This window comes from Brenneria sp. g21c3 (assembly GCF_040240345.1).
Classification (GTDB): domain Bacteria; phylum Pseudomonadota; class Gammaproteobacteria; order Enterobacterales; family Enterobacteriaceae; genus Brenneria.
Map to the genome: position 1 here is coordinate 450,357 of NZ_JBEIAB010000001.1, position 24,072 is coordinate 474,428.

General features: G+C 55.5%; 17 protein-coding genes. 6 read left to right on the plus strand and 11 right to left on the minus strand.

From position 1 onward, the window contains the following. Positions 1-110: 110 nt before the first annotated feature. From secF to queA, 5 genes are all read right to left on the minus strand, one after another. A complete protein-coding gene (gene secF, locus ABRZ28_RS02010; RefSeq protein ID WP_319603579.1) occupies positions 111-1,079 on the minus strand; it encodes a protein translocase subunit SecF in 969 nt (322 codons plus the stop codon). 10 nt (positions 1,080-1,089) lie between these two features. Then, the gene (secD, locus tag ABRZ28_RS02015; RefSeq protein WP_330519373.1) at positions 1,090-2,937 is read right to left on the minus strand and encodes a protein translocase subunit SecD; all 1,848 of its coding nucleotides are present in this window, start codon (positions 2,935-2,937) and stop codon (positions 1,090-1,092) included. Between the two features lie 27 nt (positions 2,938-2,964). Beyond that, complete coding sequence (gene yajC, locus ABRZ28_RS02020; protein ID WP_319603581.1) at positions 2,965-3,297, minus strand: preprotein translocase subunit YajC; 333 nt, start codon at positions 3,295-3,297, stop codon at positions 2,965-2,967. A 78-nt stretch (positions 3,298-3,375) separates the two neighbouring features. Continuing rightward, the gene (gene tgt / locus ABRZ28_RS02025; RefSeq protein WP_319603582.1) at positions 3,376-4,521 is read right to left on the minus strand and encodes a tRNA guanosine(34) transglycosylase Tgt; all 1,146 of its coding nucleotides are present in this window, start codon (positions 4,519-4,521) and stop codon (positions 3,376-3,378) included. A gap of 106 nt (positions 4,522-4,627) precedes the next feature. Then, the gene (gene queA / locus ABRZ28_RS02030) at positions 4,628-5,695 is read right to left on the minus strand and encodes a tRNA preQ1(34) S-adenosylmethionine ribosyltransferase-isomerase QueA (RefSeq protein ID WP_330519374.1); all 1,068 of its coding nucleotides are present in this window, start codon (positions 5,693-5,695) and stop codon (positions 4,628-4,630) included. Between the two features lie 111 nt (positions 5,696-5,806). Between queA and ABRZ28_RS02035 the strand changes: the two genes are divergently transcribed. From ABRZ28_RS02035 to ABRZ28_RS02045, 3 genes are all read left to right on the plus strand, one after another. Next, a complete protein-coding gene (locus ABRZ28_RS02035) occupies positions 5,807-6,388 on the plus strand; it encodes an acyl carrier protein phosphodiesterase (RefSeq protein WP_319603702.1) in 582 nt (193 codons plus the stop codon). A gap of 264 nt (positions 6,389-6,652) precedes the next feature. Beyond that, entirely contained in the window at positions 6,653-7,255 is a 603-nt protein-coding gene (locus tag ABRZ28_RS02040; protein ID WP_319603584.1) for a peroxiredoxin C, read from the plus strand. Between the two features lie 218 nt (positions 7,256-7,473). Beyond that, positions 7,474-8,745 carry a mechanosensitive ion channel family protein gene (locus ABRZ28_RS02045; protein ID WP_319603585.1) on the plus strand — a complete coding sequence of 424 codons (1,272 nt, stop codon included), beginning with the start codon at positions 7,474-7,476 and terminating at the stop codon, positions 8,743-8,745. Between the two features lie 66 nt (positions 8,746-8,811). Here ABRZ28_RS02045 and proY read toward each other — a convergent pair whose 3' ends face one another. The 5 genes from proY to phoB form a co-directional block, all read right to left on the minus strand. Then, positions 8,812-10,173: a proline-specific permease ProY gene (proY, locus tag ABRZ28_RS02050; protein ID WP_319603586.1), complete on the minus strand. Its 1,362-nt coding sequence runs from the start codon at positions 10,171-10,173 to the stop codon at positions 8,812-8,814. A gap of 71 nt (positions 10,174-10,244) precedes the next feature. After that, a complete protein-coding gene (brnQ, locus tag ABRZ28_RS02055) occupies positions 10,245-11,564 on the minus strand; it encodes a branched-chain amino acid transport system II carrier protein (protein ID WP_330519375.1) in 1,320 nt (439 codons plus the stop codon). Between the two features lie 485 nt (positions 11,565-12,049). Beyond that, the gene (locus ABRZ28_RS02060) at positions 12,050-13,156 is read right to left on the minus strand and encodes a cobalamin-independent methionine synthase II family protein (RefSeq protein WP_319603588.1); all 1,107 of its coding nucleotides are present in this window, start codon (positions 13,154-13,156) and stop codon (positions 12,050-12,052) included. A 281-nt stretch (positions 13,157-13,437) separates the two neighbouring features. After that, a complete protein-coding gene (phoR, locus tag ABRZ28_RS02065) occupies positions 13,438-14,760 on the minus strand; it encodes a phosphate regulon sensor histidine kinase PhoR (RefSeq protein ID WP_319603589.1) in 1,323 nt (440 codons plus the stop codon). Positions 14,761-14,787: 27 nt separating this feature from the next. Then, a complete protein-coding gene (gene phoB / locus ABRZ28_RS02070) occupies positions 14,788-15,477 on the minus strand; it encodes a phosphate response regulator transcription factor PhoB (RefSeq protein ID WP_319603591.1) in 690 nt (229 codons plus the stop codon). Positions 15,478-15,839: 362 nt separating this feature from the next. Here phoB and sbcD point away from each other — a divergent pair, with 362 nt between their 5' ends. The 3 genes from sbcD to rdgC all read left to right on the plus strand — a co-directional run bounded on the left by sbcD (position 15,840) and on the right by rdgC (position 21,779). Continuing rightward, entirely contained in the window at positions 15,840-17,066 is a 1,227-nt protein-coding gene (gene sbcD, locus ABRZ28_RS02075) for an exonuclease subunit SbcD (protein WP_319603592.1), read from the plus strand. Further along, complete coding sequence (locus ABRZ28_RS02080; protein WP_330519376.1) at positions 17,063-20,746, plus strand: AAA family ATPase; 3,684 nt, start codon at positions 17,063-17,065, stop codon at positions 20,744-20,746. Before sbcD ends, ABRZ28_RS02080 begins: the two co-directional genes overlap by 4 nt. Before the next feature lie 121 nt (positions 20,747-20,867). After that, positions 20,868-21,779 (plus strand): recombination-associated protein RdgC, encoded by a 912-nt coding sequence (rdgC, locus tag ABRZ28_RS02085; RefSeq protein WP_319603594.1) that lies wholly within the window; start codon positions 20,868-20,870, stop codon positions 21,777-21,779. A 47-nt stretch (positions 21,780-21,826) separates the two neighbouring features. On the opposite strand, the gene ABRZ28_RS02090 is transcribed toward rdgC, so the two are convergent. Then, positions 21,827-23,617 (minus strand): methyl-accepting chemotaxis protein, encoded by a 1,791-nt coding sequence (locus ABRZ28_RS02090; protein ID WP_319603595.1) that lies wholly within the window; start codon positions 23,615-23,617, stop codon positions 21,827-21,829. Positions 23,618-24,072 lie beyond the last annotated feature (455 nt).

A 24,072-nucleotide genomic window follows, 5' to 3' on the forward strand; every position in this document is an offset into this window, starting at 1 on the left:
TTTCAGACTACCGGCGAACCGTCTTCCCCCCCACCCGACTCAGGGAGCGCGGATGGGGCGGACAACGCCATGTTTTCGACGATGCTAAAACGCCGATTGCATTGGTTTTATTAAGGCAGAATCGAGGGTTGATCGGCGCCCTCTTTCTCGACTTTCTGCACCAGCATATGCTCGCGTTTCATGCCCAATTTCAAAGCCAAAGCCGAAGCGACATAGATAGAGGACACCGTACCAATGGATACGCCGATCAGCATCGCCAGCGAAAAGCCTTCCAGCATCGCGCCGCCGAAGATATACAGCATCAGCACCACCACCAGCGTGGTGGCCGACGTCATAATGGTACGGCTCAGCGTCTGCGTCAGGGAAACGTTCATGATCTCATAAGGCGTGCCGCGGCGAATTTTACGGAAATTCTCGCGGATACGGTCGGAGACCACGATGCTGTCGTTCAGCGAGTAGCCAATCACCGACATCAACGATGCGACGATGGTCAGATCGATCTCGATATGGAACAGAGACAGCACGCCCATAGTGATGACCACGTCATGCGCCAACGCCAGCACCGCTCCTAACGCCAGCCGCCATTCAAAACGGAAGCCGACATAGATCAGGATACAGATGAGCGCGCTCAGCAGCGCCATGCCGCCCGCCTGCGCCAAATCGCTCCCGACGCTGGGGCCGACAAACTCAATACGTTTTACCGTCGCATGCTGTTCGGTACCCTGATTAATCACGCTCAGTACGCGATTACCCAGTTCCTGACCGGAGGTGCCGACGCTCGGCGGCATCCGCACCATCACGTCGCGACTGCTGCCGAAGTTTTGGATCAGCGGATCGTGAAACCCTGCGTTCTGTAACGAATCACGGATCAAATCCAGATCGGCAGGTTTTTCAAGATTGATTTCAATCACCGTACCGCCGGTGAAATCCAATCCCCAGTTAAAACCCCGTACGCCCATCACGATCAGCGAAAGGATCAGCAGCGTTCCTGATATCAGAAACGCGACGTTATCCCAACGCATAAAGTCATAGACCCGGCGTCCATAGTTCAGTTGTTCAACAGTATAATCCTGTGCCACAACGCACTCCTCAGATAGACAGCTTGTTAATGCGTTTGCCGCCGTAAAGCAGGTTAACGATGGCACGAGTACCGACGATCGCCGTAAACATCGACGTTGCTACCCCGATAGCCGTAGTGATGGCAAAGCCTTTGATCGAACCGGTACCGACAGCGTAAAGGATAACGGCGGTGATCAGAGTGGTCAGGTTGGCGTCCACAATACTGGAGAACGCGCCCTTATACCCTTCATGAATCGCCTGCTGGACGCTGCGTCCGTTTTTCAGCTCTTCCTTGATACGCTCGTTAATCAACACGTTGGCATCGACGGCCACCGCCAGCGTCAGCACGATCCCGGCAATCCCCGGCATGGTCAGCGTGGCGCCCGGCAGCAGCGACATCACGCCGACGATCATCACCAGGTTGGCGATCAGCGCGGTGGTGGCGATCACGCCGAACTTACGGTAGTAAACCACCATAAAGACGATGGAGGCGATCAGACCCCACAGACAGGCTTCCAACCCCTGGGTGATATTCTGCATACCCAATGTCGGCCCGATGGTGCGCTCTTCCACAATCTGGATCGGCGCAATCAGCGCGCCGGCGCGCAGCAGCAGGGAAAGCTGACGGGCTTCGTTCGGATTATCGATACCGGTGATGCGGAAGCTGTTGCCCAGGCGAGACTGAATCGTCGCCACGTTGATCACTTCTTCCTGTTTCTCCAGTATCGAGCGACCGTTGGCGTCTTTCTTACCGCTGTCTTTATATTCGACGAACAGCGTCGCCATCGGTTTGCCGATGCTGTCTTTGGTGAAGTTGGACATGGCGTTGCCGCCGGCGCTATCCAGCGAGATGTTCACCTGAGGACGGTTGTATTCATCATTGCTCGACGTGGAGTCGGTGATGTGATCGCCGGTCAGGATCACGCGCTTGAACAGCACGACCGGCGCGCCGTCGCGCATGTTCTTCACTTCGGAATCGCCCGGCACACGCCCATTGGCGGCGGCGGTCACATCGGCGTCGCTATTGACCAGACGGAATTCCAGCGTGGCGGTCGCCCCCAGAATTTCTTTCGCCCGAGCGGTATCCTGAATGCCCGGCAATTCAACCACGATGCGGTCGGCGCCCTGGCGCTGAACCAGCGGCTCGGCGACGCCAAGCTGGTTGACGCGGTTACGCAGGATATTGATGTTTTGCTGCACCGCATATTCACGCGCCTCACGCAGACGCTCATCGCTCATTGCCGCGCGCAGCAGATTGCCGCCGCTGGTGCTGATGACCAGATCGCGGTGGCGGCTCGTCAGATAACTCACACCCGCGTCGCGGGTCTGCGCATCGCGGAAACGCACTTCAACGCCATAGTTATCGGTTTTACGCACCGCGGCGTAAGGAATATTTTTTTCACGCAAATCGCTGCGCAGAGAATCCATCGATTGTTCTTGCAGCTTGCTCAGCGCGGTATCCATATCCACTTCCATCAGGAAGTGAACGCCGCCGCGCAAATCAAGGCCCAGCTTCATCGGCTCGGCCCCCAGGACGCGTAACCACGTCGGGGTTGCGGGAGCAAGGTTAAGCGCCACGACAAACTTATCGCCCAGCTCATTGAGGAGAGCTTCGCGCGCGCGGATCTGAATATCCGGGTTGGAGAAGCGAGCCAGAATCGCACCATTTTCCAATGCAATCGACTTACTGGTGATGTTTTGCTCTTTTAATACATTTTGGACTTGGATCAGCGTCGTTTCACTGGCGGCGATGCCTCGCGCGCCAGTAATTTGTACCGCCGGATCCTCACCATACAGGTTAGGAAGCGCATAGAGCAGACCGATGACCAAAGCCACGATCAGCATCAGGTACTTCCACAAAGGATAACGGTTTAACACGGCAGTTCCCTTCGGGAAAATCGAAAATTACAGGGCTTTGATAGTGCCCTTCGGCAGCACGGCAGCCACGAAATCACGTTTGATAACAACTTCATTGGTGTCATTCAAGGCAATAGCGATATAGCCGGTTTCAGACACTTTCGTCACACGCCCGACCAGACCGCCGGTCGTTAAGACTTCATCACCCTTGCTGATGGAATCCATCAACTTTTTATGTTCCTTGGCGCGTTTTTGCTGAGGACGCAGGATCATGAAGTAAAAAATCAGACCAAATACGGCCAGCATAATAACCAGAGAGTACGGGCTTCCCTGAGCCGAAGCGCCAGTCGCGGCTACAGCATCGGAGATAAAAAGACTCATTTAAATTTCCTCATTGTTATCAAAAAGATAAGTTATAGGTATGACAAAAGTGAATAAAAATCACCGCAATACCGGCAGTCAGTCGCTGTCGGCAACGTCTTTTTCAGCAAGCGGCGGAACCGGTTTACCCATACGTTGGTAAAAATCCACCACAAAGTGCTCTAATTTACCCTCTTCGATGGCCTGACGTAAACCCGCCATCAAACGCTGATAATAACGCAAATTATGGATGGTATTGAGTCGCGCGCCGAGTATTTCGTTGCAACGGTCAAGATGATGCAAGTATGCCCGGCTGTAATTGCGGCAGGTATAGCAATCACAATGTTCATCAAGCGGGCTCACATCATCCTTATGCTTCGCATTACGGATTTTAACCACGCCGTCGGTAACAAATAAATGGCCGTTGCGCGCGTTACGCGTCGGCATCACGCAGTCAAACATATCAATGCCGCGACGCACGCCTTCCACCAAATCCTCCGGCTTGCCGACGCCCATCAGATAACGTGGTTTATCCGCCGGGATCTGCGGGCAGACATGCTCCAGAATACGGTGCATATCTTCTTTAGGCTCGCCCACCGCCAAACCGCCCACAGCGTACCCATCAAAGCCAATGTCTACCAGTCCTTTTACCGACACGTCGCGTAAATCTTCGTAAACGCCGCCCTGAATAATCCCGAACAACGCGTTCTTATTATTCAATTCGTCAAAACGCCGGCGGCAGCGTTGCGCCCAGCGCAGCGACATTTCCATCGAGCGCTTGGCATAGTCCCAATCGGCGGGATAAGGGGTGCATTCGTCAAAGATCATCACCACGTCGGAGCCCAGGTCGTGCTGAATCTCCATCGACTTTTCCGGGCTAAGGAAGATGGCGTCGCCGTTGATGGGATTGCGGAAATGGACGCCTTCCTCGGTGATCTTGCGGATATCGCCCAGGCTGAACACCTGAAAACCGCCGGAGTCCGTCAGGATCGGCCCGTGCCACTGCATGAAATCATGCAAATCGCCATGCAATTTCATAATTTCCTGGCCGGGGCGCAGCCACAGGTGAAACGTATTGCCCAGCAGGATCTGCGCGCCGGTATCCTTGACTTCCTCCGGCGTCATCCCTTTTACCGTGCCGTAGGTGCCTACCGGCATAAACGCCGGGGTTTCCACCACGCCGCGTTCAAAAATCAATCTGCCGCGCCGGGCGCGGCCATCGGTTTTTTGTAATTCGTACTTCACTTAGCCTCCAGCATCAGAAAAACAGTCTGATGTTGATGTTGATAATGCCAGATAAACGCCTGACAGAGCCTGGTCTGCGGCGTACGCAACAGGTTCGGACCAAAAACTAGCCGATTTTCTCCTGCTCAGCCTGCGGGTTACGCGTAATAAACATCGCGTCCCCGTAGCTGAAAAAACGATATTGCTCAGCCACCGCCTGCCGGTAGGCCGACATGGTGTGCCGGTAGCCGGCAAAGGCCGATACCAACATAATCAGCGTGGACTCAGGCAGATGGAAATTGGTCACCAGCGCATCGATAATCCGGTAGTGATAACCAGGATAGATAAAGATCCGCGTGTCGCCAAAGAAAGGGGCAATCAGTTCGCCGCCGCTGGCCTGCGCGGCGCTTTCCAGCGAACGGACCGAGGTGGTGCCGACCGCCACCACCTTGTTGCCGCGCGCTTTGCAGGCCAGCACCGCGTCAACCACCTCCTGCGGCACTTCGGCGTATTCGGCGTGCATGATATGGTCTTCAATGGTCTCTACGCGCACCGGTTGGAATGTGCCGGCCCCGACGTGCAGGGTGACGAATGCCATTTCCACCCCCTTTTCACGCAGCGCGGCCAGCATGGGCTCATCAAAGTGCAAACCCGCGGTGGGCGCCGCCACCGCGCCGGGGCGCTGGCTGTAGACCGTCTGATACAGTTCGCGGTCGGATTCTTCGTCCGGCCGGTCGATATAAGGCGGCAGCGGAATATGGCCGATATCATTCAGAATCGACAATACGTCGCGCGCGTCGTCGAAACGCAGCTCAAACAGCGCATCGTGGCGGGCGGTCATGGTCGCCTGCACGCTGTCGTCATCGCCCAGCAGCAGTTCGGCGCCGGGTTTTGGCGCTTTTGAGGCGCGCACATGCGCCAGCACCCGATGTTCATCCAGCACGCGTTCAACCAGCACTTCCAGCTTGCCGCCGCTGGCTTTGCGCCCGAACAACCGGGCCGGGATCACGCGCGTATTGTTGAATACCAGCAGATCGCCGGCTTCCAGCTTATTCAGTAAATCGGTAAATACGCCGTGCGTCAGATTTCCCGTCGGCCCGTCCAGCGACAGCAAACGGCAACCGCTACGCTGAGCCTGCGGATAATGGGCAATTAACGATTCGGGAAGTTCAAACGAAAAATCGGCGACGCGCATGACAATTCACTTAGCTGTTTATTGATTAAAAAAGGCGGCCTAGTCTAGAGCCGCAAGCACCCGGCTGCAAGAAATAAGCACGCGGAAAGCGGAATGCTTTATACTGTGCGGATGAATTTTCTTGCTCACCTGCATTTGGCCACGCTGGCCGACAGCTCGCTGTTAGGTAATCTGATGGCGGATTTTGTCCGTGGAAATCCTCAGGACAGCTACTCCGACGATATCGTGGCGGGCATCCGTCTGCACCGCCGGGTCGATACCCTGACCGACAGCCTGCCGGAAGTGAAGCAGGCCCGTCAGTATTTCAGCGCCGATTACCGCCGCGTCGCGCCGATTACGCTGGATGTCTTGTGGGATCACTTTCTCGCCCGCCACTGGCTCCAGCTTGAACCACTGATCCCGCTGTCTTCGTTTGTCGAGCGGGCGCAGTCGCAGATCGCGCCGCATCTGGCGCAAACGCCCGATCGTTTTCAGAATCTGAATCGCTACCTATGGCCGGAACGCTGGCTGGAACGCTACGCCGAATTGCCGTTCATTGCCGATGTGCTGCACAGAATGTCGATTCGTCGCCCTAAACTGGCGGCGCTTTCCGGCTCGTTCGGCGATATTGAACAACACTATCCGCAATTTGAAACGCTCTTCTGGCAGTTTTATCCCAGGATGATGAAACTGGCGCAATCGCGGCAAATTTAACGGCGCGACCGACGAACAGCCCCCAATAGATTTCGAGGCGCGCCGAGCGACGAATTCGTCTGGAACGAAATTGCCCGGCCCGCGCGCCGGCAATTTGCAAGATGACGGGTATATAAGGTTATGATATAAACCGCCGATTAGATCGATAGCTAAAAACTATCTTATCGATTGGTCTCTTTACCTGTCTTCACTCGGGCAAAGTCCCTATAATCGCTATTGTTTTTTACATCAATCCATTATTAACAATAAATTACAGGAGTAATTATGGTCCTGGTTACGCGTCAAGCCCCTGACTTCACCGCCGCAGCCGTTCTCGGCAGTGGCGAAATCGTTGAAAATTTCAACCTGAAAAAACACATCAATGGAAAACCGGCGGTGCTCTTCTTCTGGCCGATGGATTTTACCTTTGTTTGCCCGTCGGAGCTGATCGCGTTTGATCACCGCTATGCTGAATTCCAGGAGCGCGGCGTTGAAGTGGTCGGCGTGTCCTTCGACTCCGAGTTCGTGCATAACGCCTGGCGTCAAACGCCGGTCGCCAAAGGCGGCATCGGCGAAGTGAAATACGCCATGGTCGCCGACGTGAAACGCGAGATACAGAAAGCCTACGGTATCGAACATCCGGAAGCCGGCGTGGCGTTGCGCGGCTCGTTCCTGATCGACAAAGAAGGCATCGTGCGCCATCAGGTGGTCAACGACCTGCCTTTGGGCCGCAACATTGATGAAATGCTGCGTATGGTCGATGCGCTGCAATTCCATGAAGAACACGGCGAAGTATGCCCTGCTCAATGGGAAAAAGGTAAAACCGGCATGGGCGCCTCCCCGGACGGCGTCGCGAAATATCTGTCGGAAAACGCCGACAAACTGTAATCGCCCCGTACGTCATCCCGCCGAAGCCAGTTGCCCGCAGCAGCTGGCTTCTTTGCTTTCCGACGACGTTCTCATCGCCCGTTAAATCGTCCCCCAGCTCAACCCCGCTATTCCGCGTCTTCAAAACAAAAAGTTGACTGAGTGCGCCAAATCCTTAGCCTTAAACGATAGCTATCGTTAACATCTGGCCGGTTTGCTGGCATATCAAAGAGGGACGCATGCAACAAAATCTTGCTCTGTGGCTGGAAAACGCGGGAATGCAACACACCGGCATCATTGCGCTACTGATTGTTCTGGGGCTGATATTGCTGATTTCAGCCGTCATTCATCTGATTCTCCATCAGGTGGTGCTAAAAAGGATGGTCTTGCGCTCGTCAAACAAAGCGAACAGTACCGACGCCACGGGTTGGAAGCAGGCGTTAACGCAGCATAACCTGTTTAATCGCCTGGCCTTTCTGCTCCAGGGCATCATTCTCAATATTCAGGTGGTGCTGTGGCTGCCGTCCCAAAGTGAAACCCGTGAAGCGCTGGTGATCTGTTCCCAGGTCTGGATTATGATTTTCGCTTTGCTGGCGCTGTTTTCGCTGCTTGATATCCTGCTGACCGTTTCCGCGCGTTCAAAAGTCGCCACCCAGTTGCCGCTGCGGGGGATCTTTCAAAGCCTGAAGCTGATCGCCACCATCGTGATCGGCATTATGGTGGTGTCGCTGCTGATCGGAAAATCGCCGTTGATTCTGATCAGCGGTCTGGGGGCGATGACCGCCGTCCTGATGCTGGTGTTCAAAGATCCGATTATGGGGCTGGTGGCGGGAATTCAGCTCTCGGCCAACAATATGCTGTTGCTGGGAGACTGGCTGGAAATGCCGAAATACGGCGCGGACGGCGCGGTCATCGATATCGGTCTGACCACGGTTAAGGTCAAAAACTGGGACAATACCATCACCACCATCCCCACTTACGCCCTGATATCGGACTCATTCAAAAACTGGCGCGCCATGTCGGAATCGGGCGGCCGCCGCATCAAGCGCAGCGTCAACATCGATACCACCAGCGTGCATTTTATGACCGAAGACGAACAGCAGCGGCTGCTGCGCAGCAGGTTGCTCTCGCCGTATATCGCCCAAAAAACCAATGAATTGCAACAACATAATGCGCAGGACGACCTCGATCTCTCCTCGCCGCTCAACGGACGCCGGCTGACCAACCTGGGGACGTTCCGCGCCTATCTTCAGGCTTATCTGCAAGCGCATCCGGGGATTCATAAAGGCATGACGTTGATGGTGCGCCAGCTGGCGCCGACGCCGGAAGGCTTACCGCTGGAAATTTACGCCTTCACCAATACCACCGCCTGGGTGGAATATGAAAGCATACAGGCGGACATCTTCGACCATATCTTCGCCGTGATGCCGGAGTTCGATTTGCGCGTGCATCAGACGCCGACCGGCTATGACATGCAGGCGCTGGCGCGGCAGGTCGTGACGACCCGTTAGCCCGCCGCGCGCGCAAAGTAAAACGGGGATGAAATCTTCATCCCCGTATGCTTGTCGATGTTCAGCCTAGCGCCGCTGATATCGCCGCTTGATCGCATAACCCGCCAGCAGCAATACAATCCAGACAATGCCGACATAAAGCGACACGCGGGTATCCGGGAAATAACCAATCAACCCGATGATAAAAAACAGGAAGACGATCGCGAATATCGACGTCGCCGCGCCGCCCCGTAACGGAAACGCCAGCGCCTTCACCTGTTCCTGACTCAGGCGGCGGCGAAACGCGATCTGGGAGCAGAGGATCATAATCCAGACCCAAACGGTGGCGAAAGTCGCCAGCGAAGCGATAACCAGGAAGACTTTACCCGGCATGATGTAGTTCAGATACACCGCCACCAGCAGCGCCGTGATCATCACCAGCACCGTGACCCAGGGTATGCCGCGCCGGGAAATGCGGGTAAAGACTTGCGGCGCATGGCCTTGTTCGGCCATACCGTGCAACATGCGGCCGACGCCGAACACATCGCTGTTAATCGCCGACAGCGAGGCGGTAATCACCACAAAATTCAGGATACCGGCGGCGGCGGTGATCCCCAGATGCTGGAACGTCAGGACAAACGGGCTGCCGTTGGTGCCGACCTGATTCCAGGGGTAAATCGACATGATCACAAACAGCGTACCCACATAGAACACCAGAATACGCCAGGGTACGGAATTGATGGCGCGCGGAATCGATTTGTGCGGCTCCTTGGCTTCACCCGCCGTGATGCCGATAATTTCCACCCCGCCATAGGCGAACATCACCATCTGCAACGAGAGGATCATCCCCATCACGCCATTACTGAAGAATCCGCCGTTGGTCCACAGGTTATGGATGCCGGTGGGTTCGCCGCCGTTGCCGATGCCCCAGACGATAATGCCGATCCCCGCCAAAATCATAATAATGATGGTGGCCACCTTGAAGAAAGAGAGCCAGAACTCCAGTTCGCCAAAGACTTTGACATTCATCAGGTTAATGGCGCCGATGATCAACACCACGCTCAGCACCCACACCCAGTGAGGCACCGCCGGGAACCATACGCCCATGTAAATGCCGAACGCGGTGACATCGGCGATGGCGACAATCAGCATCTCGAAGCAGTAGGTCCAGCCGGTAATATAGCCGGCCAACGGCCCGAGATAATCCTGCGCATAGCGGGAAAAGGAGCTGGACTGCGGATTGTTCACCGACATTTCGCCCAGCGCCCGCATAATGATATAAGCGACAACGCCGCCAATCAGATAAGCCAGCAGGACGCTGGGTCCGGCCATCTGAATGGCGCTGGCCGAACCATAAAAAAGCCCGGTCCCGATCGCCGAACCCAAGGCGATAAAACGGATATGCCGCGTACTTAATCCACGCTTAAGCCTGGCGGATTGTTGTTCCATAAATAAGCAACCCTGTTAAAAAGAAAAACCACAGACCGTGGTCTGTGGCGTATAAATCAACGATCACCGCGCTATTGATGTACAGTGACTTCCTGACGGCCGCACAGCCGGTCGTAAATCGCCGCCGCCAGCAAAACCAGCAAGGATGGCGGCAGCCAGGCCAGATCCTGTCCGCCTAACGGCAGGTGCAGGCTCCACTCGGGCAACAGCGGTTTGAAGTGCGACGATTTTATCCCATCAATAATGCCGAACAACAGGCTAATCAACATGACCGGGGCCACTACACGCGAGCAGTTATTCCACCATGATCGCGTAAAACTCAGTAAAACCAACACGATACAGGGCGGGTAAATCGCCGTCATCACCGGAATGGAAAGCTGGATCAGATGGCTCAAGCCCAGATTCGACACCACCATGGAAAAACCGCCCAGTATAAAGACCAGCGTGCGGTATGAGAACGGCAGATACTGAGAGAAGAACTCGGCGCAAGCGCAAGTCAGGCCGACCGCCGTGACCATGCAGGCAATGAAAATCAGCAACGCCAGGAAGCTGCTTCCCATGCTGCCGAACGTGTGCTGGACGTAGACATGCAGAATTTCGGCGCCGTTCTGCGCTTCCGGCGCGAGGATACCGCTGACGGAACCGAGCTGGAATAAACTCAGATACACCAGCATCAGGCCGATACCCGCGATAAGGCCGGCCCATATGGTGTAACGCGTCAGCAGTCTGGTGTCCTCAACGCCGCGCGAGCGGGCGGCATTGACGATAACAATGCCGAACACCATCGCGCCCAGGGTATCCATCGTGAGATAGCCATTCACAAAACCGTTGGAGAACGGCATATGCTGATAGGTTTCCGTCGCCGGCAGAGGCGAACCGGCCGGCCACAGCACCGCGGCGACGCCCAGTACCGCCAGGGCGATAATTTTCAGCGGAGCCAGCACATGACCCACGGTATCCAGCAGGCGTCCCGGATACAGCGAAATGCCGATGACGACCGAAAAGTAGATCAGGCTATAGATCAATAGCGGGGAGTCGCCATTGCCGAGCAGCGGCGCAAGCCCGACTTCGAACGAGACCGTCGCCGTGCGTGGCGTGGCGAACAGCGGGCCGACCGCCAGATAGCAGACCGTCGCCAATACCAGGCCCGCGTTTTTACCGATCGGGGAGCTTAATGCATCAATACCGCCGCCGACGCGCGCCAGCGCAATAACGGTCAATACCGGCAGCCCCACGGCGGTAAGCAGAAAGCCAACCGCGGCGATCCAGACATGTTCACCCGCCAGCAGACCCACCATGGGGGGGAAAATGATGTTCCCCGCGCCGACGAACAGGGCAAAGGTCATAAAACCCAATGCCATGATATCTTTGGAAGTTAAACGATGACTCATAGTTATGTCGCGTTGCCTGTATAAATCGAGAAAAAGAGGAAAAACTGTGCTGCTAACGACTGCCCATCGTTGTCGACAGAAACAGCGAGCAGATTTATAGGAGTATATTTTTTGGCGCACAGCCATATTGGGGGGCAATTAGAACGTTTATAGCGCAAAAAGACAAGCCGATCGCGAAAAACCGGAGCTTTAAACCAAATTAATCAACACAAGCAACATATAATATTAGTTATCGATAATTACCTGATACATGATTTGTGCATATAGCGGCGAAACATTGCAATAAACTGTAATTAAATTATAAAAAATGCATGATGAAGCCATAAAATAATCTTATACAGCAAAAAATCGCCGGGTGCCTGAGGCATCGCCACAAATCAGGGAAAGGAATGTCTGTCAACTTGGTGAGGGTTTCGTGCGCGCGCCGGGCGCGTTTTTCAACGTCGCTTCCGGCGCGGACGATGTTCAGTATAAAAGCGAGACGATCACCAAACCCGACGGGCTATCTCGACCACCAGCCTCAGCTTATCCCACTGCTGCTCTTCCGTCAGACTATTGCCCTCTTCGGTGGAGGCGAAACCGCACTGCGGGCTAAGGCAAAGCTGGTTGATATCCACAAATTTCGCCGCTTCCGCAATGCGCGCCTGCACGCTATCCACATTTTCCAACTCGCCGTTTTTGCTGGTGATCAACCCAAGCACCACCCGCTGATGACCCGGTTTGATAAACCGTAACGGCTCAAAACCCCCGGCGCGTTCCGTGTCATACTCCAGGAAGAATGCATCCACGTTCACTTCGCCGAACAGCGTTTTCGCCACGGGTTCGTATCCGCCTTCCGAAATCCAGGTAGAGCGGAAATTCCCCCGGCACACATGCAGACCAATCACCAGATCGGCGGGTTTATCCGCCAGCGCTTGATTCAACACCTCGGCGTATATGCGCGCCAGTTGTTCGGGATCCTCGCCCCGCTCGCGGATCTGACGCTTTTGATCGTCGGAACACAGATAGGCCCATACGGTGTCATCCAGTTGCAGATAGCGGCAGCCTGCATCATAAAATGCGTGGATCGCATCGCGCCAGGTTTGCGCCAAATCGGCGAAATAGGCGTTCAGGTCGGGATAAACCCGACGGTCTATCGCCTCGCGACCGCCGCGAAAATGCATCACGCTGGGGCTGGGAATCGTCATTTTCGCCACCGCATCCCCAGCAATGCTGTTCAGATAGCGAAAATCCTCCAGCATCGGATGCCGCGGATTAAAACTCACTTTGCCGGTGACTTTAATACCGTGCGACTTGGTCTGAATACCGTGGAACTGAATCCCCTGCTCCGCTTCATAGCGTTCAACGCCGTTCAACTGCGCGAAGAAGTCAAAGTGCCACCAGCTGCGACGCAGTTCGCCGTCCGTCACCACCTGCAAGCCGGTGGCGCGCTGCCGCTCGACAATGCGCAGGATTTCCCGATCTTCTATTTGCCGCAGTTGCAACGCATCAATCTCGCCGGCCTGATACTGTAAACGAGCCTGCTTGACGGCCGCCGGACGCAGCAAACTGCCGACGACATCGGCGCGAAACGGAGGATGTGTGTTAGCCATGATAGGTCACTCCCGGGTAGCGGTCGGCGCGCACAAGACGCGACGGCCGGCATCAATGAGGTAATGGAATATTCGTCGACCTGCCGCATGCCGGCAGACAGATTGGACATCTGGACGTCTATAATTGAGCGCTATCGTTGCACAGCGCCGCGAGCGGCGCAATGGAATATTTTTCACTGCTGGTGAAAAATATTCATTTTCATACCCCGTGCGAATTCAGCGTCGAGAGGCGCTGTCCATTGCCGCCAGACCAAGCCGGATTTCATGAATAACATTTTCCGTCAGACTGAAGGATTCGCGGTATTCTCGGCCAGAGAGGCAGGCACAATCAACCTGTTCGGCAAGGTAAAGGCAAAACGGGAACCTAAACCATCCTCACTCATGATCTCCAGACGGGCGTCATGGTGGCTCAATGCGTGTTTCACAATCGCCAGACCTAATCCACTGCCGCCGGTCTGCCGCGAGCGCGCTTTATCGACGCGATAAAAGCGTTCCGTCAAACGCGGCAAATGCTCCGCGGCGATCCCCGGTCCGTTATCGCTGACCAGAAACTGCGCGCCTGCCGGCGTTTTTTGCCAGCAAACCTCGATGCGCGTTCCCGCCGGCGTATGGTTGACGGCGTTATACACCAGATTGGAAACGGCGCTGCGCAGCTGTTCTTCATTGCCGAACACCTGGAGATTTTCATTTACGCGAAAGACAATCTCGTGACGCGCCTGACTCAGCGTCTGGGCCTCGCGCTGCAATACGCGCAGCATCAGCGGCATGTCGACCTTCTCGCTCAGATCGATGGCGGCGGCGGCTTCTATCCGCGACAGGGTTAGCAGCTGTTTGACTAATCCGTCCATGCGTCGCGTCTGTTCCTGCATGGTATTCAACGCCTTACTGCGCAAAGCGCCATCCAGCGTTTCATCCTGCATCATTTCCAGATATCCCTGCAACACGGTCAAAGGCGTGCGCAGTTCATGGCTCACGTTGGCGAAAAAGTTACGCCGCGCCCCTTCCAACTGGTGCATTTGAGTAATATCGCGCGCCACCATCAGCAGTTGCCCTTCGGAATAGGGCATAATGCGAAACTCAACGTGATGGGCGTTATTCAGTTGCAGCGTTAACGGACGGCTAAAATCCTTGCCTTTCAGATAGGCGGCGAATTCAGGGTAACGCAGCAAATTGAGGATATTCTGCCCGCTGTCTTCCGGCCAGCGAAAGCTAAGCAGGTGCTGGGCCAGGCGATTACACCAGAAGATGGCGCCCTCTTCGGTGGTGATCACCACCGCATCCGGCAGCGACTCGGCTCCGCTGCGAAAGCGTTTGATCAATAACGCCAATTCTCGCCGCCGCCGTCGGTTGCGCAATTGCATCTGATACAGGCCGTAGAATAGCGGTTCCCAGCTCCAGCGCCCCGGAGGCGGCGTCATACTGCGATCGACCCACAGCCAGTAGGAAAGTTTAAGCTGATTGTAAAAGTTCCAGCAGAGTACAATCAGAACCGCTGCCAGTAAAAACCAGGGCAGATAGCCGACGATCAACCCCAACAGGAGCGCTGGCAGACAAAAGAAAGCCAGCTCCAGCGCCAGCCTCTTCCATGATAAACGTTCTAGCACGTTGATGTTTCCCCGCTACGGCAGCCTTCAATAACGCGTCGAAAAACGATATCCCGTTCCGCGAACGGTCTGCACCATTTTATCATGACCGCTGGTTTCCAGCGCTTTACGCAATCGGCGGATATGAACATCAACGGTGCGATCTTCAACATAAACGTTAGTACCCCAAACGTGGTTAAGCAACTGTTCACGACTGTAAACCCGTTCAGGATGCGTCATAAAGAAATGCAACAGTTTAAATTCCGTCGGCCCCATATCCAGCGCGAGATCTTCCGTCGTGACCCGATGAGAGGAGGGATCCAGACTCAATCCGCGCATTTCAATCACTTCTTCAACCGCCATCGGGGAAATGCGGCGCATCACCGCTTTGATACGCGCCACCAGCTCTTTGGGCGAAAAAGGTTTGGTGATGTAATCATCCGCCCCGACCTCAAGCCCGCGCACCCGATCCTCTTCCTCGCCGCGGGCGGTCAGCATCATAACGGGGATATCGCGCGTCAGCGCCTCGCGTTTCATATGCTTGATGAATTGCAAACCGGAGCCGCCCGGCAACATCCAGTCCAGTAACACCAGTTCAGGAAAAGGCTCCGACAATTGCATGACCGCACTGTCGTAATCTTCCGCTTCGACAGGCTGATAACCATTCTGTTCCAGTACAAAACAGATCATTTCACGAATCGGTGCTTCATCTTCCACGACCAATATGCGTCTTGCCATTGTTTATCCTGCCGTTAATCATCGTCGCTGTTAGCATGCGCAGAGCATTATGCGTCAGTTTTGTGACAGATTTATGAAAAAAATGCAGGAGCATTTTTCAACGTTACGCAGTGACGGCCCGTAGGGCGAGCCCCATGGACGGGGCGAGTAAAAAAATGCAGGAGCATTTTTCAACGTCACGCAGTGACGGCCCATAGGGCGAGCCCCATGGACGGGGCGAGTAAAAAAATGCAGGAGCATTTTTCAACGTCACGCAGCATATTTTCGAGCCGATTTCCAAAGTCGGGTATTCGCAAGGACAGGCACGCCTGCGGCTGTTTATACTAGATGCCACAGCGAAGACTTATCGTTCAAGGAGTTCCATGCGTATTATCCACACCGCCGACTGGCATCTGGGGCAATATTTTTACACCAAGAGCCGTGCAGCCGAGCATCAGGCCTTTCTGCACTGGCTGATTGCTCAGGTCGAACAGCATCAGGTGGATGCGGTAATCGTCGCGGGAGATATCTTTGATAACGGCTCGCCGCCCAGTTATGCGCGGGAAATGTATTACCGCTTCGTGGTCGAGCTACAGCGCACGGGCTGTCGGCTGGTGATCCTGGGGGGCAACCATGATTCCGTCGCCACGCTGAATGAATCGCGCGATCTGCTGGCCTGCATGAATACCCAGGTCATCGCCAGCGCCGGCGGCGATCTCGAACAACAGGTGATGGTGCTGGAAACCCGTCAGGGACGGCCCGGCGCCGTATTATGCGCGATCCCCTTTCTGCGGCCGCGCGATCTGATCACCAGTCAGGCCGGCCAGTCCGGCGATGAAAAACAGCAGATCTTGCAGGATGCCATCGCCACGCATTACCACCAGAGTTACCAGTTGGCCTGCCGGAAACGCGAGGCGGCAGGGCTGCCGTTGCCCATCATCGCCACCGGTCATCTGACCACCGTCGGCGCGACCGCGTCCGACTCGGTGCGCGACATTTATATCGGTACGCTGGATGCGTTCCCGGCGCAGGCTTTCCCGCCGGCGGACTATATCGCCCTCGGGCATATCCACCGTCCGCAGCGCGTGACGAAAAGCGAACATATTCGCTACAGCGGCTCCCCTATTCCGCTGAGTTTTGACGAATTAGGCAGCGACAAATCCGTTTGTCTGGTCAGTTTTACGCCCGATCTCCCGCCGGCGATCGAGACGCTTCCGGTTCCCATGACGCAGCCGATGCAGTTGATCAAAGGCAATCTGGCCGATATAGAGCGCCAACTCGCCGACTTTCACGATTATCAGGGGGAGAAAACGGTGTGGTTGGATATTGAAATCACCACGCAGGAATATCTCAACGACATACAAAAACGCATTCAGGCGCTAACCGATGACCTGCCCGTCGAAGTGCTGTTGTTGCGCCGAGCTCGTGAACAGCACATGCAAACCATCGTGCGGCAGGAGAAGGAAACGCTGAACGAGCTGACGGTGCATGATGTTTTTGAACGGCGGCTGGCGACGGCCGACGATCTGGAGGAAAGTCGTCAACAGCGCGTGCGCGTGCTGTTCGATCAGGTTATTGAAGAATTGGCACAGGATGAGCGCGCCGAATGAAAATACTCAGTCTGCGATTAAAAAATCTCAACGCCCTGCAAGGCGAATGGAAAATCGACTTCACCCGCGATCCCTTTTCCAGCAACGGCCTGTTCGCCATCACCGGCCCGACCGGCGCGGGGAAAACCACGCTGCTGGACGCCATTTGTCTGGCGCTGTATCACGAGACGCCGCGGTTAAAAAGCATCTCCGCCAGCCAGAACGAATTGATGACCCGCAACGCCGCGGACTGCCTGGCCGAAGTGGAGTTCGAGGTCAAAGGCGTCGGTTATCGCGCGTTCTGGAGCCAGCGCCGGGCCAGAAATTCCCCCGACGGCAACCTGCAAACGCCGAAAGCGGAACTGGCGCTGATGGCTGACGGCAAAATACTGAGTGAAAAACTCACGGAAAAGCTGAGCATGACCGCCGAAATCACCGGACTGGATTTCGGCCGATTCACCCGTTCGATGATGCTGTCGCAGGGGCAATTCGCCGCCTTTCTGAATGCGGATGCCAACGACCGCGCCGAACTGCTGGAAGAACTGACCGGCACGGATATTTACGGCCTGATTTCCGAGCGCGTTTTCGACCGCCACAAACAGGCCAAAATCGCGTTGGATACGCTACAGGCGCGCGCATCCGGGATTGAGTTATTGAATGACGAGCAGCGCCAGTCGCTGGAAACGCAGTTGTCATCATTAACGCAGCAGGAGCAGGCGCTCATTGCCGAGCGAGAGCAAGTACTAACTTATCAGCGTTGGTTTGAACAACTCGCTCAGCATCAGCAATTGCTCGCCGCCGGCAAGGAGCGGCGCGACGCCGCGGAAATGGCGATCCAACAGGCGCAACCGCGGCTCGAACGTCTGGCGCAAAATGAACCGGCGGAAAAACTCCGTCCGTTCCAGCAGAACAGAGAGCGTTACCAGCAGGAATTCGCGTCGCTGTCTCAGCTTATGACCCATCTGCTGGAACAACAGAAAACGCAGCTAGCCGCGGCAACCGCGTTACGCCGACAGGAAGAGCAAGCCTTGCAGGACTTGCGTCAACACGCGGATGAGCGACAACGGCAGGAAGAGCTGATCCGCGAACGAATCATCCCGCTGGACCACCAGATAGACAGTCTGCGCCAACAAAGCGACAAGCAACGGCTAGAGCTGGAACAGGTGCAAAAGCGCCGTCAGGACGAGCAGCGCAAACTGGCGCAGGCTGAAGAACAGCAGCGGCTCGCACAGCAACGAACCGAACAACTGCATCGCTATCGCCGGCAGCATCCGCATCATCAACGCTGGGGGGAAAATCTTTCCCTATGGCGGACGCAGTTTCAGCGCCAGCAACAGTTGGAACGCGAACTGGCGACGCTGAAAGAAAAGCAGGCGAACTATGCGCAACAGGCGGAGCAACTGCATCAGCAGGCGCTTCAACTGACCGCGCAGCGCGCCGAACGGCAGCGCGAAGTCGATCAAGCAGAGCGGCGGTTCGCCGAACATCAGCAACAGCGGCAACAACAGGAAGCGCAACAGTCCACCGCCGACCTGCACCAGCAACTCAGTCAGTCCATCGCCCTGCGTCCGGCTCGTCAGCAGTTCGCCACCCTCAGCGCGTTATTTCAGCGGCAGAACGACAATCGGCGGCAGTTGGAAACCGAGCTGACGCAAACGCAGGCGCAGCTCGAACAGTTGGACGCCTTGCGCCAACAACAAAGCCAAACGTATGAACAGCGCCATCAGCATTTGATCGATCTGGATAAACATAACCAGTTGGAGCAGCGCATCGTTCAACTGGAAGAGGAAAGACGGCGGCTTCAACCCGGCGAAGAATGCCCGCTATGCGGCTCGACGCACCACCCGGCCGTTGAGCGTTATCAGGCGATACAGCCCTCAGAAACGCAACAACGCTTGCAGCAGCTACGGCAGGACGTTACTGCGCTGGAAAGCGCGCTGGCGCGCACCGACGCGCAACAGGCCGCATGTCGGCAGCAGCTTCAGCAGCGGCAGCAAACGCGCGCGCGTCTCGACGAGGAAGACCAAAGTTTGCTGCAACAGTGGCAAGACGTCAGTAAGCGCTTACAAGGGGACTTCGCGCCCGAACAATTCGCCGAAGTCGCCGCATGGCTGGCGCAGCGCGAAGCGCATGAGCAGCGCATGCAACAGCAAATTTCGGCAAATGAACAGATACAGCGGCAATGGCAGGAAAGTAAGGATTCACTGACCCAGGCGAATACCCAACTGCAACAGACAATGCAGCAGATAGCGCTGAACACTCAGCAGCAGAAAACGCTGAAAGCCGCGCAAACCGAACTGGCGCAGTCCCTGCAACAGACGCAGGCGCAGCAGGCGGAGCATCAGTCGGCGCTGGAAAAAAACCTGACCGCTTTCGGCCTGAACGCGCCGGCGACGTCGGATCAATCCCTCTGGCTGACGCAGCGCGGCGAAGAATGGCGGCAGTGGAAAGAGATTGAACAGGAGGAGCAGCAACTCTCGAACCAACTGACGGCTCTGGCGGCCGAATGCCGCCACCTCACGGCATCGCTGCAAGAAAGCGAACAACAGCGACTGACATTACAACAGCAATATGAATCTCAGTTGCAGGCGCTGACGACGGCGCGGCAGCAGCGGCGACAGCTTTTTGGCGACCAACAGACCGCGGAGGTCGGCAACCAGTTGCGTCTGCGCAGCCGGCAATATGAACAGATCGCCCAGCAGGCGCAGGAACAGCGCCAACAAGCGGAATCCTCGCTGAGCCGCATCACCGGCGAATTAACCAGCATTGAACAGCAGCAAACCCGCGTCGATGCATTACGCCGACAGGCCGCGCAAGATTTCACCCAGGCTTTGCAGCGCAGTATTTTTGCCGATGAAGACGCATTCCAACGCGCACTGCTTGATGAGCAGGAAAGAAATGAACTGCGCGACTGGAAAGAAAAGCTGTACCAGCAGTTGCAGCAAACCCGCGCGCTTTATCAGCAGGCGGAACAGTTGCTGGCGGCGCACCAGGAACAGCGCCCGGAAAAACTCGCGGCCGACGCCGCCCTGCCCTCAATACAGCAGGCGCTGACAGAGTTTGGCGACGCGTTAAAAACCAATCTTCAGCAGCAGGGGGAAATACGCCAGCAATTGACCACCGACCAACGCCATCGCCAGAATCAGCAGGCATTGCTGAACGAAATTGCGCAAAGTCAGCGGCACTATGACGACTGGAGCTGCCTGAACGAACTGATCGGTTCGCAAAAAGGCGATAAATTCCGTAAATTCGCCCAGGGGCTGACGCTCGATCATCTGGTCTATCTGGCTAACCTGCAACTTGCCCGCCTGCACGGTCGTTATCTGTTGCAACGTCAGATCAACGACGAACTCAAATTGCAGATTATCGACACCTGGCAGGCCGACGCCATCAGGGATACCCGCACGCTGTCGGGCGGGGAAAGTTTTCTGGTCAGCCTGGCGCTGGCGCTGGCGCTCTCCGATCTGGTGAGCAATAAAACCAGCATTGACTCGCTGTTTCTGGATGAGGGTTTCGGCACGCTGGACGCCGAAACGCTGGATGCCGCGCTGGATGCGCTGGATAACCTCAACGCATCAGGTAAAACCATCGGCGTCATCAGCCACGTTGAAGCCATGAAGGAACGTATTCCGGTACAGATCAAGGTCGAAAAAATTAATGGTTTAGGTATCAGCCGCTTAGCGCCGGAGTTCGCGCTGTAGTCGACGCGTTGAATAATGAATAATCTCATTTTATTCAACACAAAGCGGCCGAATTCGCTATTATGCCCGCTGCCTCAATGAACCTGCGTGCCAGCCGGCACGCCCAGTCAGAGATAACACCATGCTGTGGTTTAAAAATTTAATGATTTACCGCTTAAGCCGGGAAATCGCCCTCTCTGCGGATGAGATGGAAAAACAGTTAAGCGCGTTTGCTTTTACGCCGTGCGGTAGTCAGGACATGATGAAAACGGGGTGGGTATCGCCCATGGGCTCCCACAGCGATGCGCTGACGCATGTCGTCAACGGCCAGATCATCATCTGCGCGCGTAAAGAAGAGAAGATCTTGCCCTCGCCGGTCATTAAGCAAACGTTGCAGGCCAAAATCGAACGGTTGGAAGCGGAACAACACCGCAAACTGAAAAAAACCGAAAAAGACGCGCTGAAAGATGAAGTGCTGCATAGCCTGCTGCCGCGCGCCTTTAGCCGCTTCAGCCAGGTCTGGCTGTGGGTCGATACCGTCAACGGCCTGATCATGGTCGATGCCGCCAGCGCCAAAAAAGCGGAAGATACGCTGGCGCTGCTGCGTAAGACGCTGGGGTCTTTGCCGGTTGTTCCGCTGACGATGGAAAATCCGATCGAGCTGACGATGACCGAATGGGTGCGCGCCGGATCTCCGCCGGCGGGCTTTGCGTTACAGGATGAAGCGGAACTGAAAGCGATTCTGGAAGATGGCGGCGTTATCCGCTGTAAAAAACAGGATCTGGTTTGCGATGAGATTGCCGTTCACATTGAAGCCGGCAAGTTGGTCACCAAACTGGCGCTGGACTGGCAGGAACGGGTTCAACTGGTACTGGCGGATGACGGTTCGCTGAAACGTCTGAAGTTTTCCGATACTCTGCGCGAGCAAAATGACGATATCGATCGGGATGATTTTGCCCAGCGTTTCGATGCCGATTTTATTCTGATGACCAGTGAACTGGCCGCGCTGATCGCCAATCTGATCGAAGCGCTAGGCGGAGAAGCCCAGCGCTAACCCGCCATTCTACGCTGAAATAAAGCCCGCCGCGGCGGGCGTTATGATTACACTTTGAAGTGGCCGATGACCGCCGTCAAATCGTCGGCCTGAGACTGCAACGCCGCGGATGCCGCCGCTGACTCCTGCACCAGCGCCGCATTCTGCTGCACCATCGAATCCAACTGCGCGACCGCCTGGTTTATTTCATGAATGCCGCGCATCTGTTCATCGGCCGCATGGGTGATCTCGGACATCACCGTCGTGACCGTCGATACCCCGCCGACAATTTCATTCATGGTGCTGCTGGCCTGACGCACCTGCGTCGAACCGGCGGTCACGCTGGTCACGGTCGATTCAATCAGCGCTTTAATCTCTTTCGCCGCCTGCGCGCTGCGCTGCGCCAGATTACGCACTTCTCCGGCGACCACGGCGAAACCACGCCCCTGCTCGCCGGCCCGCGCCGCTTCCACAGCCGCATTCAGCGCCAGGATATTCGTCTGAAAGGCGATGCCGTCAATCACGCCGATAATATCGCCGATTTTGCCGGATGCCGCCACGATATCCTCCATGGTGACAATCACATCGGACACCACTTTTCCGCCGACCCCGGCCTCTTTCGCCAGCGTCAGGGATTTCTCATTAACCTGCCGGGCAGACCCGGCGGACTGCGTAACGGCCGCGGAAATCTGCTCTAATGCCGCCGCCGTTTGCTGAATACTGGCTGCCGCGGACTCGGTGCGCGACGACAGGTCGTTATTCCCGGCCGAGATTTCATCCGCCGCCAGCTGCAATGAGGCGCTGATATCGCGGATCTGCGCCATCACCTGACCGAGCTTATCGATAAAGAGATTGAATGAGCGCGCGATCTGCGCGACCTCGTCATGTCCTTCATCCGGCAGGCGCTGCGTCAAATCATTGTTGCCGTGACTGATGTCGTCCATCGCGTCACGAATCAGCAGCAAGCGCTTCAGCGTCGAGGTGATCATGACGCCGACGACTAGCGAGCCCAGTAAGGCGATCACCAGCAGCGTACTCAGCGAGGTCACCAGCAAAGAGCGCATCCCCGCGGTCGCTTCGGCTTTGTCCAGCGCCACCAGCATCTGCCAGTCTGTGCCGCGAATAGGCTGAGCGAGCACCAGTTTCGTTACGCCGTTGAAATCAATGGCAAGCGGCCGCGTTGCCGCCGTCAATGCGTTCAAATCGATATCCGGTGCGATCTCGGCAATCTTTTTCAGCGTCAGCGCGGCATCCGGGTGCGCGATAATCGTGCCGTCCCGGCCTATCAGCACCCCAAAGCTGGCAGGCGTGGGGTTGATTGACTTCACGTTTTCAATCACGTTTTGCATCGTCACGTCGCTGCCCAGCACCCCTTTGAGCGAACCGCCCTCCGTTACCGGCGCGGCAAAGGAGACGATCAGCTCTTTGGTCGACACATCGACGTAAGGCGCGGTGACAATAGGCTTTCCTTCTTTGACCGCCTGCTGATACCAGGGACGGATGGTGGGATCGTAATCGGCGGGGATGCCGACGGCATCGGAGAATTTCGCCGTTTTGTTCTCATAACCCATGTAGACGTTCAGAAAATCACCGGCCGCGGCAATTTTCTGGAATACGGCAACAGGATTATCGTCGGTGAGTACGCCGTCGTGCAGCGACGTCACCATCAATGTTTTGGCCGCGACCCAATCGCCAATCGCCATGCTATGGCTGTTGGCGACGGAATGCAGCAAATTGTCGATGGATTTCTCATTCGCATTATTTACGATGGTGTAATTAAGCAACGTGTTAATTGTCAGCGACAGCACCACAATCGTTGTACAAACTGCCAAAATTCGGGCTCGGGTCGTTTTTAGCATCGGAGGCTCTCAACATGCAAAGGGAATGCAAATCATAACGGCACAATAAAATGAAACTTGAGACAGCCGGTAAAACAGCGCGTTGATTAAAACGGCGAATTGGCAATAAAGGCGTGGCGCGTTATCGCGCATTAAAAACAAAAAGCAGTCATTAAATATAATCCGAGATAAAACATTGGGTTATCTTTCCAGAAAAATGACTATTTTCAGTGAAAACCGTTTCATTGCTGGTATAAGAAATCACTATTTATACCCGGCATACTTCAAGCCGCAGGCGCGCTGTTCAAAACGACGACGTTTGTCGTGCGATGCGAATTATTTAAGGTAAGTAAGATAAAGAGCGCCGAACTTACTCCTTTATTCTCTGGCTAACCTCATCGGCCTGGTAATAATTAAACTTTAGGATGTTTTTTTAATTGACTGATTTTTTATATTATAAAAATAATATAAAAAGG

Coding starts and splice junctions, on each gene's coding strand:
- yajC (WP_319603581.1), bottom strand. CDS start 3,297: ATGAGTCTTTTTATCTCCGATGCTGTAGCCGCGACTGGCGCTTCGGCT.
- queA (WP_330519374.1), bottom strand. CDS start 5,695: ATGCGCGTCGCCGATTTTTCGTTTGAACTTCCCGAATCGTTAATTGCC.
- ABRZ28_RS02035 (WP_319603702.1), top strand. CDS start 5,807: ATGAATTTTCTTGCTCACCTGCATTTGGCCACGCTGGCCGACAGCTCG.
- ABRZ28_RS02040 (WP_319603584.1), top strand. CDS start 6,653: ATGGTCCTGGTTACGCGTCAAGCCCCTGACTTCACCGCCGCAGCCGTT.
- ABRZ28_RS02045 (WP_319603585.1), top strand. CDS start 7,474: ATGCAACAAAATCTTGCTCTGTGGCTGGAAAACGCGGGAATGCAACAC.
- proY (WP_319603586.1), bottom strand. CDS start 10,173: ATGGAACAACAATCCGCCAGGCTTAAGCGTGGATTAAGTACGCGGCAT.
- brnQ (WP_330519375.1), bottom strand. CDS start 11,564: ATGAGTCATCGTTTAACTTCCAAAGATATCATGGCATTGGGTTTTATG.
- ABRZ28_RS02060 (WP_319603588.1), bottom strand. CDS start 13,156: ATGGCTAACACACATCCTCCGTTTCGCGCCGATGTCGTCGGCAGTTTG.
- phoB (WP_319603591.1), bottom strand. CDS start 15,477: ATGGCAAGACGCATATTGGTCGTGGAAGATGAAGCACCGATTCGTGAA.
- sbcD (WP_319603592.1), top strand. CDS start 15,840: ATGCGTATTATCCACACCGCCGACTGGCATCTGGGGCAATATTTTTAC.
- ABRZ28_RS02080 (WP_330519376.1), top strand. CDS start 17,063: ATGAAAATACTCAGTCTGCGATTAAAAAATCTCAACGCCCTGCAAGGC.
- rdgC (WP_319603594.1), top strand. CDS start 20,868: ATGCTGTGGTTTAAAAATTTAATGATTTACCGCTTAAGCCGGGAAATC.
- ABRZ28_RS02090 (WP_319603595.1), bottom strand. CDS start 23,617: ATGCTAAAAACGACCCGAGCCCGAATTTTGGCAGTTTGTACAACGATT.